Below are 16,882 nucleotides of genomic sequence, written 5' to 3' on the forward strand. Positions count from 1 at the left end.
CTGTAAGATCGTTGATCGTGCATCGCGCAGGCGAGGCGCGCCACCTTAGCTCAGTCGGCAGAGCGATTCACTCGTAATGAATAGGTCAAGGGTTCGATTCCCTTAGGTGGCTCGAGATGGAGGCCCGGGTTCGTCCCGGGCCTTTCTCGATACCGGGGAGGCGCGATGGAGCACGTGCTCGACGCGGTGCTCGAGATCTTCGCGTGGGTCGGCATCGGCGGCGGCCTCGCTCTCGCGCTCCTCGCTGCCGTGCTGAGGATCGCCGACGGCACGTGGGCCCCCGTCCACGTCGTGATCGACGATTCATCGAAAGGACGCGTCGCCCGCTGGTTCGACGACGGGGGAGTGGGCGAGGCCGTCCTGACACCCCACCTCGCGCACGAGCTCGACGGTGATGACGAAGCCGACCTCTACGCGCGGCGCGGATCGCGAGACCGCGTGCGGCTCACCCGCACGGCGCCCGGCGTGCGGTTCACGATGTGGATCGCCCTCGCACTCACGGCGCTCGGGATCATCGCGCTCGTCTCCTCATGGGCACTGCTCTTCGCGCGCGGCTGACCCACCTCCCGCGCCGACACATCGCACCGCGTCAGCCGACCGCGAGCATCGCCCCCGCGGCCAGCGCGAGCACGAGCCCGATCCATTGCACAGCGGCGATGCGCTCGCGAAGCACGATCGCCGCGAGCAGGATCGTCCCGCCCGGGTAGAGCGCCGTGAGCGCTGAGACGACCGACAGATCCCCGAGCCTCAGCGCGAGCAGCATGAAGCCGTTCGCGACGGCGTCGAGGGCGCCGCATCCGATGGCGAGCCACCAGGCGCGGCCGCGGGTGGACGCGAGGATCCGCGTGGGGATGGGCGCTGTCGCGTGCGCGAGATCGGCGTGCCCCGTCGGGGTCGCACCCAGGTCGGGGTCGGCCGGGATCAGCACGGCGGTGACGGTGCGGCCGCGCCGCACGGCCGCGAGGATCATGAAGCCGACGACCGCGCCGGTGATGACGACGCTCGTGAGTCGGCTGAACACGAGCGGCACGAGGCCGCTCTGGTCGCGCGTCTGGTCGATCACGATGAGGAAGGCGCCGATCGCGATCCCGGCCCCGACCGCCATCACGAGCCCGCGCGCGCTCGGCCGCACGACCTTCGCTCCCGGGATGAAGCCCACGAGCACGACGGCGACGAGCGCGACCGCGAGCCCCGCGTAGCCGAGCGGCGAGAGGCTCTCGCCCTTCACGAGCAGCCCCCACAGCATGGGCGCGATCGCGGAGACGACCGCCGTGAGCGGCGACAGGATGCTCATCGGCCCGATCGCCAGGCACGCGTACAGCAGCACGACCGCGACGATCCCGAAGAGGCCTGCCGCGACGCCCCAGGCCATGTCGGCGCCCGTCGCGTCGACCCCGAAGAGGGGGAGCCCCACGACGAGCACGACGAGACCGGATGCCGCCGACACAGCCGTCACCACGATCGAGCGCAGTCGCCTCGCCGCGAGCCCGCCCAGGAAGTCCGCCGACCCGTACACGAGGGCGCCGAGCAGCGCGATGAGGGCGGACAGCATCCGCCCAGCCTACGACCGACGCGCACACGCGAGATCGGAGTGCCGATCCGATTATGCAAAGAGCGTAGATGCTAGATAAGCTAGCGATATGTCTTTGCGCCAGAGGGACCGCCGATCGACCAATCGCTGGGTCAGGATCGGCATCCCGATCGTCCTCGTCCTCGTGTGGCTCGTCGGGGGCGCCATCGGCGGCCCGTACTTCGGCAAGGTGGGCGAGGTGTCGACGAACGACCAGTCGACGTTCCTCCCCGAGAGCGCGGATGCGACGCAGGTGAGCGAGCGGCTGGGACAGTTCCTCGGCGAGGACTCGATCCCGGCTGTCGTCGTGGCGACCGGCGACGGAGAGCTCACCGAAGACGACCTCGCGGCGCTGCAGACGCTCGCCGACGATCTCGCCGACCTCGACGGGATCGTGGGCGAGGTGTCGCCGCCGATCATCTCCGACGACGGCGAATCGGCTCAACTGTTCGTGCCGATCGACGGGAACGAGGTGCGAGAGAGCGTCGAAGAGGTGCGTGCGCTCATCGCCGAAGACCTCGATGCCCCGCTCGAGGCGTGGGTCACCGGCGCCGCCGGCTTCACGGCCGACCTCGCGGAGGGCTTCCTCGGGATCGACGGCCTTCTCCTGGCGGTCGCCCTCATCGCGGTCTTCATCATCCTGGTCATCGTCTACCGGTCACCGCTGCTGCCGATCCTCGTGCCGCTGACATCGACGTTCGCGCTGTGCGTCGCCCTGCTCACGGTGTGGTGGCTCGCGAAGGCCGGTGTCTTCGTGCTGAACGGCCAGGTGCAGGGAATCCTGTTCATCCTCGTGATCGGCGCCGCGACCGACTACGCGCTGCTCTACGTGGCACGATTCCGCGAGGCGATCGCCGACGGCGCGCCGCGGTGGGACGCGACGATGCGCGCCTGGCGCGGCTCGTTCGAGCCGATCCTCGCATCGGGCGGCACCGTCATCGCGGCCCTGCTGTGCCTGCTGCTGAGCGACCTCGCGACGAACCGGGCGCTGGGCCCCATCGCGTCGATCGGCATCGCGTTCTCGATCCTGTCGGCGCTCACGTTCCTGCCGGCGCTGCTGGCGATCTTCGGTCGCGCCGCGTTCTGGCCCTTCATCCCCAAGCCCGGCACCGGGACCCTGCCCGCCGACCTCACCAAACCCGCGAAGGGCATCTGGCCGCGTCAGGCGCGCTTCGTCGCGCGGCACGCGCGTCCGGTGTGGATCGTCGCGACCCTCGTGCTCCTCGCGGCGACAGCCGGGGCGCTGCAGCTCAAGGCCGACGGCGTGCCCACCAGTGAATTCGTGCTGGGCGCGTCCGAGGCGCGCGACGGGCAGGAGGTGCTTTCCGAGCACTTCCCGGCGGGATCGGGCAGCCCCGTCTACGTCATCACGCGAGAAGACGACCTCGCCGACGCTGTCGAACTCCTCGACGACAGCGTCGGCATCGAATCGGTGGCCGTGGCATCCGCCGATTCTCCGACAGGTCAGGCGACGGTCACCGTCGATGACGGCGAAGCGGTCTTCGCCGCCCCCGGCCCTCCCGGAGCGCCCGCGCCCGAGCCGACCGTCGCAGACGGCGATGTGCTGCTGATCGGAACGCTGACGGATGCCGCAGACTCCACCGCGGCCGACGACACCGTGCGCGATCTGCGGGTCGCCCTCGACGACGCGTTCGGCGACGGCGCGACGCTCGTGGGCGGTGTCACCGCGACCGACGTCGACACGATCGACACGTCCATCCGCGACCGGACGCTCATCATCCCCGTCGTGCTCGTCGTGATCCTCGCGATCCTCATGCTGCTGCTGCGGTCGGTCGTCGCGCCGGTGATCCTCATCCTGAGCGTCATCGTGTCGTTCGGCGCGGCCCTCGGAGTGAGCGCGCTCGTCTTCAACAACGTGTTCGACTTCCCGGGTGCCGATCCCGCCGTGCCGCTGTACGGCTTCGTGTTCCTGGTCGCGCTCGGCGTGGACTACAACATCTTCCTGATGTCCCGCGTGCGTGAGGAGTCGATCAAGCACGGCACGCGTCCCGGCATCCTGCGCGGCCTCGTGGCGACGGGCGGTGTCATCACATCGGCGGGTCTCGTGCTCGCGGCGACGTTCGCCGCGCTCGGTGTGATCCCGATCCTGTTCCTCGCGCAGATCGCGTTCATCGTCGCGTTCGGCGTGCTGCTGGACACGTTCGTCGTGCGGTCGCTGCTCGTGCCGGCGGTCTCGTACGACATCGGGCGCGCGATCTGGTGGCCCTCGAAGCTGTCGCGCAAGGACGCGGAGCCGACGCCGGGCGAGCCGGGCGAGCCGATCGACGAGACGGAGGGTTCCGCGCCGACGACGCGTGCCGCGAGGCGGCGTACGCTCATGTCATGAGCAAGGCGCTGTTCATCGTCGACGTTCAGAACGATTTCACCGAGGGCGGGGCGCTCGGCGTGGAGGGCGGCGACGCCGTCGCCGAGCGCATCTCGCGATTCCTCACCGACCACGCGGACGAGTACTCGATGATCGTCGCCTCGCGCGACTGGCATGACGGCGACAACGACAACGGCGGACACTTCGCGTCGGGCGAGCCGGACTTCATCGAGACGTGGCCCGTGCACTGCGTCGCAGGCACCGAGGGGGCCGAGTACGATCCCGCGTTCGACACGAGCCGGGTCACGCACCATGTGAAGAAGGGGCAGGGTCAGCCCGCGTACTCCCTCTTCGAAGGAACGACCGATGAGGGCGAGAGCGTGCACGAGCTGCTCGAGCGGCACGGAGTCGTCGAGGTCGACATCGTCGGCATCGCGACCGACTATTGTGTCCGCGCCTCCGCCCTCGACGCCGTCGAGCACGGTCGCCGCGTGCGCGTGTTCACGGATCTCGTCGCAGCGGTCGCCCCGGGATCGGGAGAGGCCGCGCTCGCGGAGCTGGCACACGCCGGAGCGGAGCTCGCCGAATCCGGCGTGTGACGGCCTCGCCTCGGCTCACGCCGCGCCGCCGGCGCGCGTGCGGTTGTCGCGGATCGCGAGGAACACCGTGAACGCGAGGGCGATCAGCGCGGTCGCGCACAGGAGCGCCAGCCCGATCGTGTAGCTGTGGGCCGCCGCGTTGTACGTCGCACCCATGACCAGCGGCGGGAAGTACCCGCCGAGCCCGCCCGCGGCGCCGACGATGCCCGTCACCGCGCCGACGCGGTTCGCCGGTGCGCGCTGTGCGACCCACGTGAACACCGCGCCGGTGCCGAGGCCCAGGGCGAGCGCCATGAGCACGAACGACGTGCCGGCGGCGAGCTCGGGCGGGGGCTTGAACGCGATGACGATCGCCATGACGGCGGCTCCCGCCAGTGAGATCCCCAGCACGATCGGCGGCCCGATCTTGTCGGACAGCCACCCTCCGACCGGGCGTGCGACGACGGCGGCGATCGCGAAGCCGGCGGTGCGGGCCCCGGCATCCGCCAAGTCGAACGAGTACACCTCCTTGAGGTACGTCGGAAGATACGTCGAGAAGGCGACGAATCCGCCGAACGTCACGGCGTACAGGAACGCCATCTGCCACGTCACCGCGAGCTTCGACGCGGCCGCGAGTTTGGGGAGCACGGGGTCGCGGTTCGGCTTCCACGCCGGCGAGTCCCGCATGAGGAACCACACGAGCGCCGCAACGCCGAGCAGCGCGACGGCGATCACGACGTGTGTCGTGACGTAGCCCCACCACGCCACCATGCGTGGCGTGAAGAACGACGACAGCGCGGTGCCGCCCATGCCGGCGCCGAACAGTCCCGTCGCGAACCCGCGGCGGGACGGCTCGTACCACGCGTTGACGAACGGGATGCCGATCGCGAACGTCGTTCCGGCGATGCCGAGGATGAAGCCGAAGACGATGAGCAACGCGTACGAGCCGATGAGCCCGGCGAACATCACGAGCAGCACCGGGATCGCCGAGACCGCCGTGAGGATCGTGAACATGACCGGCCCGCCGTAGCGGTCGGTGAGGGCGCCCGTGAGGATGCGACCGAGCGAGCCGACGATGACGGGCGTCGCGATCAGCAGCGACTGCTGCGTCGCGTCCAGGTCGAGCTCGGCGGCATACTGCACCGCGAGCGGGCCGATGATGTTCCATGCCCAGAATGTGATCGCGAAGGCGAGGAGGGCGAGCCACAGGTTGAGCGTGCGGCCCTGCAGCGCGGTCGCCGTGGTCGGGGTCGAAGCGGTCGTGCTCACCGAGAACTCCTTCGCGATCGGCGGGGCGTGCGGTCGGGTTCTCGGTCGCGTGTGCCGACGGGCGCCCAGCCGCGACGGATGCCGCGGGCCGTCGTGGGCCGTCCGTCCCGCGACCGATACACGATGTAAGGCCGGAAGAGGTAGTGGATCGGGGCAGTGAACGCGTGCACGAGCCGCGTGAAGGGCCAGATGATGAACAGCAGCATGCCGATGAGCGTGTGCAGCTGGAAGGCGAACGACGCCTCCGACATCGCCTGGATGTCGGGCTGGAAGATGAACAGCGACCGGAACCACGGCGACACCGTCTCGCGGTAGGTCTGGTCCTCGTGCGGGCCGATGACGCTCAGCACGGTCGTCGCGAGCCCTGCGACGATGGCGGCGACGAGCACGACGTACATCGTCTTGTCGTTCTTGGTGGTCGCCATGAACACCGGCCCGGTCGTGCGGCGCCGGTAGATGAGGATGCCGACGCCGACCAGCGTCGCGACGCCCGCGATGGTGCCGAGGCCGAGGGCGGCGAAGTGGTACATGTCCTCGGTGATGCCGAGCGCATCGGTCCATGACTTCGGAATCACGAGCCCGGCGATGTGCCCGATCACCACGACGAGGATGCCGAAGTGGAACAGCGGAGACCCGATGCGCAGCAGCCGCGATTCGTAGAGCTGCGACGACCGCGTGGTCCAGCCGAACTGGTCGTATCGGTAGCGCCAGATGAGGCCGCCGATGAGGATGATGACCATGGCGTAGGGGAGGATTCCCCACAACAGGAGGCTCATGCGCGACCTCCCGCCGGTGCGAGCGGGATCAATCGCGGATCGCCCGCGTCGAGGCCCACCGACTCCTGCGGCGGGCCGGCGGCGGCCATCGCCATCGCCTGCTGGCGATCGGCCGGCGACGGCCCCGGCAGCGTCGCGCACACCGCGGCGACGACGCCCGCGTAGGGCGATCCCCGCTCGGCGAGCGCGATGCGGATGAGCTCGACGCTCGCGCGGTACTGCTGCAGGATCGCGGTGCCCGCGTCCGGCCGGTGGCGCGTGAACTCCAGGACGAGCGGCAGGTAGTCGGGCAGCTCGCCCGTGTCCGCCTCCATGCCCGCCGCGCGGTACTTCGCCTTGAGATCGGCGAGCGCACCGCCCCGCCTCCGCGTGTCTCCGTCCGTCCAGTACGTGAGGTAGAGCGCGTGGCGCCGCGACATGTCGAACGTGTCGACGTAGGCCGTCCGCACGACAGCGGCATCCGTCGTCGCCCACCACTCCAGCAGCGGCGCGAACTGCTCCGCCGCCTCGGGCGCCGACTCGCGCAGCGCCGCGGCGATGAGCGGAGCGGAGGCCAGCACCTCGTCGTCGGGATACGACAGGCAGACGGATGCCGCCTGGTGAACGACCGCGGCCCTCATGACGCACCTCCGTCCGGGGCATCCGCGTCGACCGTCCGCCGCGGCGGAAACAGGCCCTGTGGTGCGCCGTTGCCGTCCCAGTTGAGGAGGTTCACGCGGCCGCGCAGCGTCTCGTCGCCGGCGCGCGTGTCGGATGTCTGGCGTTCGCGCAGCGCGTGGAAGGTCTCGACCGCGACCGGCGTCGGCCGTCCGCTCGCCTCGCCGAACGGACCCGACTCCTCGGCGTACGGGCCGCCGTCGAAGTCGAGCGAGCACCCGAGCTCTTCGAGCTCGTGCGCCTGCTCGTAGTGCGCGGTGGGGATGACGTAGCGCTCCTCGTACTTCGCGATCGCGAGGAGACGGTACATCGCGTAGATCTCGTCGCCGGTCATGCTGACCGCGGCGGGGATCGACTCGTCCCGCTCGCGGTCGAGCGTGATGTCGCGAAGGTACGACCGCATCGCGGCGAGCTTCCACAGCACGTCCGACACGATGTCGGTGTCGCCGGCCGTGAACAGCTCCGCGAGGTACTCGACCGGGATGCGCAGCGACTCGATGGCCCCGAAGAGCGTGCCGGCGGACTCGGCATCGTGGCCCTGGTCGCGCAGCAGGTCGACGATGGGCGACAGCGGCGGGATGTACCAGACCATCGGCATCGTGCGGTATTCCGGATGCAGCGGCAGAGCCACGCGGTACTTCTTCGCGAGCGCGTAGACGGGCGACCGCCGCGCCGCCTCCATCCAGTCGTCGGGGATGTCGCCCTGCGCGCGCACCGCCGCGATCACGTCGGGGTCGTCGGGGTCGAGGATGAGGTCGAGCTGGGCTTCGTACAGGTCCTTCTCGTCGGGCGTCGAGGCGGCTTCGGTGACACGGTCCGCGTCGTACAGGAAGAGCCCGAGATACCGCAGGCGTCCGACGCACGTCTCGGAGCACACCGTCGGGATTCCGACCTCGAGCCGCGGATAGCACAGCGTGCACTTCTCGGCCTTGCCGGTCTTGTGGTTGAAGTAGATCTTCTTGTACGGGCATCCGGTGATGCACTGGCGCCAGCCGCGGCAGCGGTCCTGGTCGACGAGCACGATGCCGTCCTCGGTGCGCTTGTAGATCGCGCCCGACGGACACGAGGCCATGCACGAAGGGTTGAGGCAGTGCTCGCAGATGCGCGGCAGGTAGAACATGAAGGTCTTCTCGAACTGCAGCTTTATCGCGTCCTCGGACTCGCGCCGCACCTTCTCGACGATCGGGTCCAGGTGACCCATCTCGGTTGTGCCGCCCAGATCGTCGTCCCAGTTCGCCGACCACGTGATCTTGGTGTCCTCACCCGTGATGAGCGACTTGGGCTTGGCGACGGGGAAGTCATCGCCGAGCGGTGCGTCGATGAGCGTCTCGTAGTCGTACGTCCACGGCTCGTAGTAGTCGGCGAGTTCGGGCTGCACGGGGGACGAGAAGATCGTCAGCAGGCGCCGCAGCCGGCTGCCGGTGCGCAGCTTCAGGCGTCCCCGGCTGTTGAGCGTCCACCCGCCGCGCCACTGCTCCTGGTCCTCGTATCGGCGCGGGTAGCCCTGCCCCGGGCGCGTCTCGACGTTGTTGAACCACACGTACTCGGTGCCGGCCCGGTTCGTCCACGCCTGCTTGCACGTGACCGAGCAGGTGTGGCACCCGATGCACTTGTCGAGGTTCATGACCATGCCCATCTGGGCCATGACACGCATCAGCACGTCACCTCCTAGTACTTCACGTCCTGGCTGCGGCGACGGATGGTGGCCACCATGTCGCGCTGGTTCCCCGTCGGGCCGAGGTAGTTGAACGTGTACGACAGCTGCGCGTAGCCGCCGATGAGGTGGGTGGGCTTCACGAGCAGCCGCGTGACGGAGTTGTGGATGCCGCCCCGCCTCCCGGTCGCCTCGGACTTCGGCACGTCGATCGTGCGCTCCTGCGCATGGTGCACGTAGACGACACCCTCCGGCATGCGGTGAGACACGATCGCGCGCGCCACGAGCACCCCGTTGGAGTTGACGCACTCCACCCAGTCGTTGTCCGCCGCGCCGATCGCCGCGGCGTCCTGCGGGCTCATCCACACGGTCGGACCGCCGCGCGAGAGCGACAGCATGAAGAGGTTGTCCTGGTACTCGGAGTGGATCGACCACTTCGAGTGCGGCGTGAGATAGCGCACCGTGATCTGCTGCGCGCCGTCGGGGCCGAGCCGCGGCTCGCCGAACAGCCGATGCAGGTCGAGCGGCGGGCGGTAGATCGGCATCGCCTCGCCGAGGTCGCGCATCCAGTCGTGGTCGAGGTAGAAGTGCATGCGCCCCGTGAGCGTGTGGAAGGGCTTGAGGCGCTCGATGTTGACCGTGAACGGCGCGTATCTTCGGCCGCCCGTCTCGGAGCCCGACCACTCGGGAGACGTGATGACGGGCACGGGCGCCGCCTGCGTCATCGCGAACGTGATGTGCTTCTCCTCGGAGCCCGCAGCGAGGTCGGCGAGCGGCTTGCCGACGCGTTTCTCGAGGGTGCGGAACCCCTGCCGCGCGAGCTCGCCGTTCGTCGTGCCCGAGAACGTGAGGATCGCCTCGGCGAGCTTGACGTCGGTGTCGATCGCGGGGCGGCCGGCGGCGGGACCGGACGGGTACACGCCGTGCATGTGCGCGAGTCGCTCGACCTCGTGCGACACGTCGTACGTGACGTTCTTCACCGTGAACCCGAGCGTGTCGGCGAGCGGCCCGATCGCGGCGAGCTTGTCGGCGATCGCGGTGTAGTCCCGCTCGACCAGCATGAGCTGCGGCATCGTCCGTCCCGGAACGGGGTCGACGTCGCCGCGCGCCCAGTCGCGCACGACTCCTCCCGGCTGCGCCGTTTCACCGGGCGTGTCGTGCTGCATCGGCACCGACACGATGTCCTGCCGCACGCCGAGGTGCTTCTTCGCCATCTCCGACAGCTCGCGCGCGATCGCGTGGAACAGGTCGAAGTCGCTGCGCGCCTCCCACGGCGGATCGATCGCCGGCGTGAAGGCGTGCACGAACGGGTGCATGTCGGTCGAGGAGAGGTCGTGCTTCTCGTACCAGGTGGCCGCGGGGAAGATCACGTCCGACAGGAGCGTGGTCGAGGTCATGCGGAAATCGGCCGACACGAGCAGGTCGAGCTTCCCCTCCGGGATCTCGTCGCGCCACACGACATCACGGGGGCGCACGGATGCCTCATCCGACGCCATCACGTTGCTGTGCGTGCCGAGCAGGTACTTGAGGAAGTACTCGTTGCCCTTCGCGCTCGAGCCGAGCAGGTTCGACCGCCACAGCGTCAACAGGCGCGGCCAGTTCTCGGGCGCGTCGACGTCGGAGATCGCGGGCTTGAGCTCGCCGTCGGCGAGCTGACGCACGACGTAGGAGGCGGCATCCGGCGACTGTCCGGCCTCGACGGCGTCGGCTGCCTCGTCGGCGAGGTCGAGCGGGTTGCGGTCGAACTGCGGGTAGAAGGGCATCCAGCCCAGGCGCGCCGACTGCGCGATCGTGTCGGCGGTGTGCAGGCCGTCGAGATTGCCTTCGGCGAGCGGCGACGCGAGCGCGTCGGCGCTGTAGCCGTCGAAGCGCCACTGGTCGGTGTGCATGTACCAGTACGCGGTGCCGATCATCGTGCGCGGCGGCCGCGCCCAGTCGAGCGCGTTCGCGAGCGAGATCCACCCTGTGATCGGGCGGCACTTCTCCTGCCCGACGTAGTGCGCCCACCCGCCGCCGTTGCGCCCCATCGAGCCGGTGAGGATGAGCATCGCGAGGATCGCGCGGTACGTCGCGTCGCCGTGGAACCACTGGCAGATGCCCGCCCCCATGATCACCATCGAACGTCCGCCGGACTCCTCGGCGTTCGCCGCGAACTCGCGCGCGATGCGCGTGCACGCCTCCGCGGGAACGCCCGTGATGTCCTCCTGCCACGCGGGCGTGTACGGCGTCGCGGCGTCGTCGTACCCCGTCGGCCATTCGCCCGGGAGCCCTTCGCGCGCCACGCCGTACTGCGCGAGCAGCAGGTCGAGCACGGTCGTCACGAGCACGCCGTGCACGCGCGTCGCCGGGACCCCGCGGCGCATGACGGCGCCCGATCCGTCCGGTGCGTCGAAGCGGGGCAGCAGCACCTCCGCCGCGTCCTCGATGACCTTCGCGTCGCGCACCGACAGCGCCGGCACGATGCCCTCGAGGTCGAGGTTCCATCGACCCTCGCCGGACTCGGCGTAGCGGAAGCCCATCGAGCCGTTCGGCACGCGAGGGGCACCGGATGCCGCATCCAGCACGACCGTCTTCCACGCGTCCTCCGGGGCCTCCTCGCCCAGATCCGCCGCCGTGAGGAACTTGCCGGGCACAAGGCCGCCGTCGGCGTGCGGCACGAGCGTGATGAGGTGCGGGAGGTCGGTGTACCGGCGGGCGTAGTCGACGAAGAACGGCACGCGCGCGTCGACGTAGCGCTCTTTGAGGATGACGTGTCCCATCGCCATGGCGAGCGCGGCATCCGTCCCCGCCTGGCACGGCAGCCACTCGTCGGCGAACTTCGTGTTGTCGGCGTAGTCCGGGCTCACCGTGACGACTTTCGTTCCGCGGTAGCGCACCTCCGCCATCCAGTGCGCGTCGGGCGTGCGCGTGACCGGAACGTTCGAGCCCCACATCATGAGGTAGGTCGCGTCCCACCAGTCGCCTGACTCCGGGACATCCGTCTGGTCGCCGAACACCTGCGGGCTCGCGACCGGGAGGTCGGCGTACCAGTCGTAGAAGCTCGTCATGACGCCGCCGACGAGCTGCGTGAACCGTGTGCCGATGCAGTGCGACACCATCGACATGGCCGGGATCGGCGAGAACCCCGCCACGCGGTCAGGACCGTACTCCTTGATCGTGTGGACGTACCCCGCCGCGACGAGCTCGACCGCCTCGCGCCAGCTCGCGCGCACGAGTCCGCCCTTGCCGCGCGCCTGCTGGTAGCGGCGCCGCGTATCGGGGTTCTTCGTCACCTCGCCGAACGCGAGCACCGGGTCGCCCGTGCGCTTGCGCGCCTCGCGGTACGCCTCCAGGAGCGCGCCCCGCACGTACGGGTAGCGCACGCGCGTGGGGGAGTACGTGTACCAGGAGAACGCAGCCCCGCGGGGACACCCACGGGGCTCGTACTCGGGACGATCGGGTCCGACGCTCGGGTAATCCGTCTGCTGCGCCTCCCACGTGATGATCCCGTCTTTCACGTAGACCTTCCACGAACAGGATCCCGTGCAGTTCACGCCGTGCGTCGAACGGACGACCTTGTCGTGACTCCATCGATCCCGGTAGAAGACGTCGCCCTCGCGCCCGCCCTCGAGGAACGCAGCGCGATGATCGGGGGTCTCATCCCACCGCGTGAAGAACCGCCCCGCCGCGAGCAGAGCGTCTGAAGCCGGCCCATCAACACCGATGCGAGGCGTCATGCTCCGGACGATACTCACGTGCGGATGCCTCCACCAGGCCCACCGCCGATACCGTCGCGGAGGGCCGGAGTGGTGGGCCCGGAGGGGCTCGAACCCTCGACCCGCGGATTAAAAGTCCGATGCTCTGCCAACTGAGCTACAGGCCCGTTCATCAAGCCTACTGGCCGATGCGGGCTGGCTGATCGACTCAGCCGTTGCGGCCGTTGCCGTTCCCGTTGTTCGAGCCGCTGCCGTTGCCGTTGGCTCCGCTGTTGTTCCCCGGACCTCGGTTCTCGTTGCCGCCGCTTCCGGGACCCTCGCCCGATGTCTCCGAGTCGCCTCCCGGCGCGACGGGCTCGCTCTCGACAGGCCCCTGCTCGACCGGCCCCTGCTCAGCAGGTCGCTGCTCGACGGGTCCCGGTTCGGCCGGTCCCTGCTCGGCCGGCGTCGGATCGCTCGTGTTCGTCACCGGGTCGACGGCCTGCTGCTCCACGACGGGCGTCCGGTCGGCCGAGTCATCCGTCGCGGAGTCCTGCGGGTCCACTCCGGACGTGTACGCCGGGTTCGGATCGCGGTCGGTCAGCGGTGCCGCAGCGCCCAGGCCGGGCAGCCACATCACCATGACGATCGCCGCGGTGAGCAGTGCGGCGGCCGCGAGGATCGCCATGAACACGCCGCGCGGGCGGCGCGAACGCGCAGGCGGAGCCGGACGGTCGCGGTCCTCGATGGGGTACGCCGACGGATACGCGGCGGTCGCGGCATCCATCCGCTCCGGCACCGCCGGGATCGGCCGGGGCGTGACCGGCTCCTCGCGCATCCACTCGGCGGGAATCGTGAGGGGAGCGGTGTCGACGGGCACGGTGTCGGCATGCGACCGAGCCGCCGCGGCCTGGCCGGCGAGGGTCGCCGCGATGTCGAGCGCCGACGGACGGTCCTCGGGGCGCGACGCAGTCATGCCGCGCAGGAGGCACTTCCACGTCTCATCGAGCTCCTCGGGGATCTCGGGCGATCGCACCAGACGCGCGGTGACGGCGCCGAAACCCTCGGCCTCGGCGAACGGCCGCTTGCCCGTGACCGCCTCGAGAAGCATGATCCCGAACGCGTAGACGTCGGCGGGCGGCGCCGGCGGGGCACCCCCCGCCTGCTCGGGGGCGATGTAGGCGATCGTCCCGATCACGATTCCGGGATTGGTCATCCGTGCGGAGTCGAGCAGGTAGGCGATCCCGAAGTCGGCGACCTTGGCGCGCCACGGATGCCCCGGCAGCGGCGACTCGCACAGCAGGATGTTCGACGGCTTGATGTCACGGTGCACGATGCCCGCCGCATGCGCGAGGTGAAGGCCCTCCGCGATGTCGACGGCGATCGCGGCGAGCTCGTCCAGGTCGACCGGGCCCTGCGCAATGAGATCGCGCAGCGTCCGCCCTTCGACGTGCTCCATCACCAGGTAGCTGGTGTCCTCGCGCGACAGGTGCGCGTCGAAGAGCGTCACGAGCGAGTGGTGGTTGAGAGTCGCGAGCGCGGCCGTCTCGGCCTCGGCGCGTTCGTGACCGCCCGGTTCGGAGAACGGGCCCTGGAGCATCTTTATCGCGACCGAGCGATGCAGCAGCGTGTCTTCCGCGCGGTAGACGCGGGCCATGCCGCCGACGCCAATGCACTCCTCGAGGCGGTACCGTCCACCGAGCAGTTCGCCGGTGGCAGGTCCGCTGATCTCGCGTACATCCGTCATGGTCTGGTTCCCCCCGCCCGTCGACACGGCCTCGTGGCTCGGGCAGGTTCACGCTACGCTTCGACCCCTTTCGGGCAAGACGCCCTTGACTTGTCGGCCGATCGATGCAACCGGCCCCGCCGGATCCTCGCCGAAACGCGCGGAGTACCCTTGAGCGGGTGAGTGAATCGAGGGACTTCCACAAGCCCGTGCGGCGGCCGGCCGAGCTCTTCGACCGGCTGTTCTCGGCTGAGGATCCCGCCGAGGTGTCGCGCATCGCCCACGCCACCGCGAGCGCACTGCTCATGCGCGTGCGCGAGAATCCCGACTCCGCGGTCGTCGAGCGCTTGGTCGCCTTCACCGACGACCACGGCATCGACGACATCGCGGAGCTGTGGTCGCGGTCGCCGGCTCGCACGCTTCCCGGTGCGCTGTGGCGGCTGTATCTGCTGCAGCTCATGATCCACGACGATCCGAACACCGCGGCGCTGCTGTACGCGCGCGGTCGCACCGAGCTCATGTCCGCCGATGACGTCATCGCCGGGGCGCCGTCGCCCGCGGGGCCCGACGAGCTCGTCGCGCTCGTCGACACGATCCTGCGGGGGCTGTTCCAGGGCGACTTCGCGGTGGCCCTCGATCGCGCGGCGGCGTTCTGCCGTGTGCAGGCGTCCGGCGCGAGCCACATCGCCGACGACTACGAGGGCACCGAGCCCGACCGCGCATCCGCCCTCACGACGCGCGCGCTGCGGCTGTCGACCTACGCGACCGACCTCACAGCGTGCGCCGCCCTGTGGCGCCGCGACTCGCTGACCTGAGGCCAGCGGATGCGCCGGGCATGAAAGTGCCGGGCCGCAGAACGCCTCTCGGCGCGAGGCCGCTCGCAGCGGCAGAAGTTGGAGCCCGGGGTTACTGCGGCCCGGCCGATCAAGTGTAACCACTGCACACGGTGGTCTATTCCGGCCCGGTTAGGCTCGGAGGATGACCTGGCGTTTCGCGCTCGTGATCGAGCCCGCGGCATCCGATGATCCCCGTCACGACTTCGCCGACACGTTCACGGTCATCGACGCGTCGGCTCCCGCGCTCACCGTCGGCGAGCTGAGCACGCAGCGCGGCGACGGCGTCTTCGAGTCGATCGGCGTGGTCGACGGCCACGCGCAGGAGGTCCAGGCCCACCTCGAGCGCCTCGCCCATTCGGCCGCGCTGTGCGATCTGCCCGCGCCGAACATCGAGCAGTGGCGCCAGGCGGTCGCCGTCGCGGCGGCTTCGTGCGCGCCCGGCGAGGCGGTCATCAAGCTCATCCTCAGCCGCGGAATCGAGCACGGGCCGACGCCCACCGCGTGGGTCACCGCAGCCCCCGCGGCCGACAACAGCGCGGTGCGCGAGCGCGGCGTGCGTGTCGTGACGCTCGACCGCGGTTACGGCATCGACACGCCGGGGCGGGCGCCGTGGCTGCTGCTGGGCGCGAAGACCCTGTCGTACGCGGTCAACATGGCGGCGATCCGCGAGGCGAAGCGCCGCGGCGCCGACGACGCCGTGTTCGTGTCGTCCGACGGCTTCGTGCTGGAAGGACCGACCTCGTCGGTCATCCTGCGCCGCGGCGACACGTTCGTGACGCCCGCACCGGGGGCCGGGATCCTGCACGGCACGACGCAGCTCAGCCTCTTCGAGGAGCTCGAGCGTCGCGGCTTCGCGACCGCCTACGAAGACGTTCCGGTGGAAGCTCTGCGAGAGGCGGATGCCGCGTGGCTGGTCTCGAGCGTGCGCCTGGCCGCCCCCGTGGTCACGGTCGACGGGCAGCCCATCCCGTTCGACCCCGAGCTCACCGCGTCGCTCAACGCCTACCTGCTGAGCCCGCGCGACTAGCCCCTCAGATCACCCGAATCGGCCCGACACGTAGTCCTCGGTGGCCTGCACCGACGGCGTCGTGAAGATCGTGCGGGTGTCGTCGTACTCGATGAGCCTGCCGGGCTTCCCGGTGCCGGCGATGTTGAAGAAGGCCGTCTTGTCCGACACGCGCGACGCCTGCTGCATGTTGTGCGTCACGATGACGATCGTGTACTCCTGCTTGAGGTCCGCGATGAGCTCCTCGATGGCGTAGGTCGAGATCGGGTCGAGCGCCGAGCACGGCTCGTCCATGAGGAGCACGTCGGGCGACACCGCGATCGCGCGCGCGATGCACAGGCGCTGCTGCTGACCGCCCGAGAGCCCGGACCCGGGCTTGTCGAGGCGGTCCTTGACCTCGTTCCACAGGTTCGCGCCGCGCAGCGACCGCTCGACGAGGTCGTCCGCGTCGGACTTCGAGATGCGCCGGTTGTTGAGCTTGACGCCCGCGAGCACATTCTCGCGGATCGACATCGTCGGGAACGGGTTCGGACGCTGGAAGACCATGCCCACCTGCCGGCGCACGAGCACGGGGTCGACGCCCGGCGCGTAAAGGTCCTCGCCGTCGAGCAGCACCTGGCCCTCGACGCGTGCGCGGGGGATCACCTCGTGCATGCGGTTGAGCGTGCGCAGGAACGTGGATTTGCCGCATCCGGAAGGTCCGATGAACGCCGTGACCGAGCGCGGCTCGATCTGCAGCGACACGCCCTCAACGGCCAGGAAGTCGCCGTAGTAGACGTTGAGGTCTTTGACTTCGATGCTCTTCGACAA

13 protein-coding genes and 2 tRNA genes are annotated in these 16,882 nt (G+C 69.8%); 6 read left to right on the forward strand and 9 right to left on the reverse strand.

Annotated features, from left to right (window positions below; translation table 11 throughout):
- Window positions 1-39: 39 nt before the first annotated feature.
- Together VNR19_RS09050 and VNR19_RS09055 are read left to right on the forward strand one after the other, a co-directional pair.
- Window positions 40-112: transfer RNA gene (locus VNR19_RS09050), tRNA-Thr, on the forward strand.
- A 53-nt stretch (window positions 113-165) separates the two neighbouring features.
- Window positions 166-558, forward strand: coding sequence for a hypothetical protein (locus VNR19_RS09055; RefSeq protein ID WP_325725991.1), 393 nt, complete (start codon window positions 166-168; stop codon window positions 556-558).
- Window positions 559-589: 31 nt separating this feature from the next.
- Here VNR19_RS09055 and VNR19_RS09060 read toward each other — a convergent pair whose 3' ends face one another.
- Entirely contained in the window at window positions 590-1,552 is a 963-nt protein-coding gene (locus VNR19_RS09060; protein WP_325725993.1) for an EamA family transporter, read from the reverse strand.
- An 88-nt stretch (window positions 1,553-1,640) separates the two neighbouring features.
- On the opposite strand from VNR19_RS09060, the gene VNR19_RS09065 reads away from it, so the two are divergent.
- Both VNR19_RS09065 and VNR19_RS09070 read left to right on the forward strand, forming a co-directional pair.
- Complete coding sequence (locus tag VNR19_RS09065) at window positions 1,641-3,917, forward strand: MMPL family transporter (protein ID WP_325725994.1); 2,277 nt, start codon at window positions 1,641-1,643, stop codon at window positions 3,915-3,917.
- Window positions 3,914-4,495: an isochorismatase family protein gene (locus tag VNR19_RS09070; RefSeq protein ID WP_325725996.1), complete on the forward strand. Its 582-nt coding sequence runs from the start codon at window positions 3,914-3,916 to the stop codon at window positions 4,493-4,495. Before VNR19_RS09065 ends, VNR19_RS09070 begins: the two co-directional genes overlap by 4 nt.
- A gap of 15 nt (window positions 4,496-4,510) precedes the next feature.
- On the opposite strand, the gene VNR19_RS09075 is transcribed toward VNR19_RS09070, so the two are convergent.
- From VNR19_RS09075 to VNR19_RS09105, 7 genes are all read right to left on the reverse strand, one after another.
- Complete coding sequence (locus tag VNR19_RS09075; RefSeq protein WP_325725997.1) at window positions 4,511-5,743, reverse strand: nitrate/nitrite transporter; 1,233 nt, start codon at window positions 5,741-5,743, stop codon at window positions 4,511-4,513.
- Entirely contained in the window at window positions 5,740-6,519 is a 780-nt protein-coding gene (narI, locus tag VNR19_RS09080; protein ID WP_325725999.1) for a respiratory nitrate reductase subunit gamma, read from the reverse strand. The genes VNR19_RS09075 and narI overlap by 4 nt, the downstream gene beginning before the upstream one ends.
- Entirely contained in the window at window positions 6,516-7,139 is a 624-nt protein-coding gene (narJ, locus tag VNR19_RS09085; RefSeq protein WP_325726001.1) for a nitrate reductase molybdenum cofactor assembly chaperone, read from the reverse strand. The genes narI and narJ overlap by 4 nt, the downstream gene beginning before the upstream one ends.
- On the reverse strand, window positions 7,136-8,830 hold the full coding sequence (gene narH, locus VNR19_RS09090; RefSeq protein WP_325726131.1) for a nitrate reductase subunit beta: 1,695 nt from the start codon (window positions 8,828-8,830) through the stop codon (window positions 7,136-7,138). Before narH ends, narJ begins: the two co-directional genes overlap by 4 nt.
- 14 nt (window positions 8,831-8,844) lie before the next feature.
- Window positions 8,845-12,546, reverse strand: a complete 3,702-nt coding sequence (locus tag VNR19_RS09095; protein WP_325726003.1) for a nitrate reductase subunit alpha — start codon at window positions 12,544-12,546, stop codon at window positions 8,845-8,847.
- Between the two features lie 70 nt (window positions 12,547-12,616).
- Window positions 12,617-12,692, reverse strand: a tRNA-Lys gene (locus tag VNR19_RS09100).
- A 41-nt stretch (window positions 12,693-12,733) separates the two neighbouring features.
- On the reverse strand, window positions 12,734-14,251 hold the full coding sequence (locus VNR19_RS09105; protein ID WP_325726005.1) for a serine/threonine-protein kinase: 1,518 nt from the start codon (window positions 14,249-14,251) through the stop codon (window positions 12,734-12,736).
- Window positions 14,252-14,409: 158 nt separating this feature from the next.
- Between VNR19_RS09105 and VNR19_RS09110 the strand changes: the two genes are divergently transcribed.
- Both VNR19_RS09110 and VNR19_RS09115 read left to right on the forward strand, forming a co-directional pair.
- Complete coding sequence (locus tag VNR19_RS09110) at window positions 14,410-15,045, forward strand: DNA-directed RNA polymerase subunit beta (protein WP_325726007.1); 636 nt, start codon at window positions 14,410-14,412, stop codon at window positions 15,043-15,045.
- Window positions 15,046-15,208: 163 nt separating this feature from the next.
- Window positions 15,209-16,093 (forward strand): aminodeoxychorismate lyase, encoded by an 885-nt coding sequence (locus VNR19_RS09115; protein ID WP_325726009.1) that lies wholly within the window; start codon window positions 15,209-15,211, stop codon window positions 16,091-16,093.
- A gap of 9 nt (window positions 16,094-16,102) precedes the next feature.
- Here the strand turns inward: VNR19_RS09115 and pstB are convergent, their stop codons facing one another.
- Window positions 16,103-16,882: a phosphate ABC transporter ATP-binding protein PstB gene (gene pstB / locus VNR19_RS09120; protein WP_325726011.1), complete on the reverse strand. Its 780-nt coding sequence runs from the start codon at window positions 16,880-16,882 to the stop codon at window positions 16,103-16,105.

Source organism: Microbacterium sp., from assembly GCF_035556355.1.
Lineage (GTDB): Bacteria > Actinomycetota > Actinomycetes > Actinomycetales > Microbacteriaceae > Microbacterium.

Bases quoted from the DNA above. Each gene is read 5' to 3' on its own strand.
- narI (WP_325725999.1), bottom strand. From the start codon at position 6,519: ATGAGCCTCCTGTTGTGGGGAATCCTCCCCTACGCCATGGTCATCATC.
- VNR19_RS09065 (WP_325725994.1), top strand. From the start codon at position 1,641: ATGTCTTTGCGCCAGAGGGACCGCCGATCGACCAATCGCTGGGTCAGG.
- VNR19_RS09060 (WP_325725993.1), bottom strand. From the start codon at position 1,552: ATGCTGTCCGCCCTCATCGCGCTGCTCGGCGCCCTCGTGTACGGGTCG.
- VNR19_RS09095 (WP_325726003.1), bottom strand. From the start codon at position 12,546: ATGACGCCTCGCATCGGTGTTGATGGGCCGGCTTCAGACGCTCTGCTC.
- VNR19_RS09070 (WP_325725996.1), top strand. From the start codon at position 3,914: ATGAGCAAGGCGCTGTTCATCGTCGACGTTCAGAACGATTTCACCGAG.
- VNR19_RS09055 (WP_325725991.1), top strand. From the start codon at position 166: ATGGAGCACGTGCTCGACGCGGTGCTCGAGATCTTCGCGTGGGTCGGC.
- narH (WP_325726131.1), bottom strand. From the start codon at position 8,830: ATGCGTGTCATGGCCCAGATGGGCATGGTCATGAACCTCGACAAGTGC.
- VNR19_RS09115 (WP_325726009.1), top strand. From the start codon at position 15,209: ATGACCTGGCGTTTCGCGCTCGTGATCGAGCCCGCGGCATCCGATGAT.
- VNR19_RS09105 (WP_325726005.1), bottom strand. From the start codon at position 14,251: ATGACGGATGTACGCGAGATCAGCGGACCTGCCACCGGCGAACTGCTC.
- narJ (WP_325726001.1), bottom strand. From the start codon at position 7,139: ATGAGGGCCGCGGTCGTTCACCAGGCGGCATCCGTCTGCCTGTCGTAT.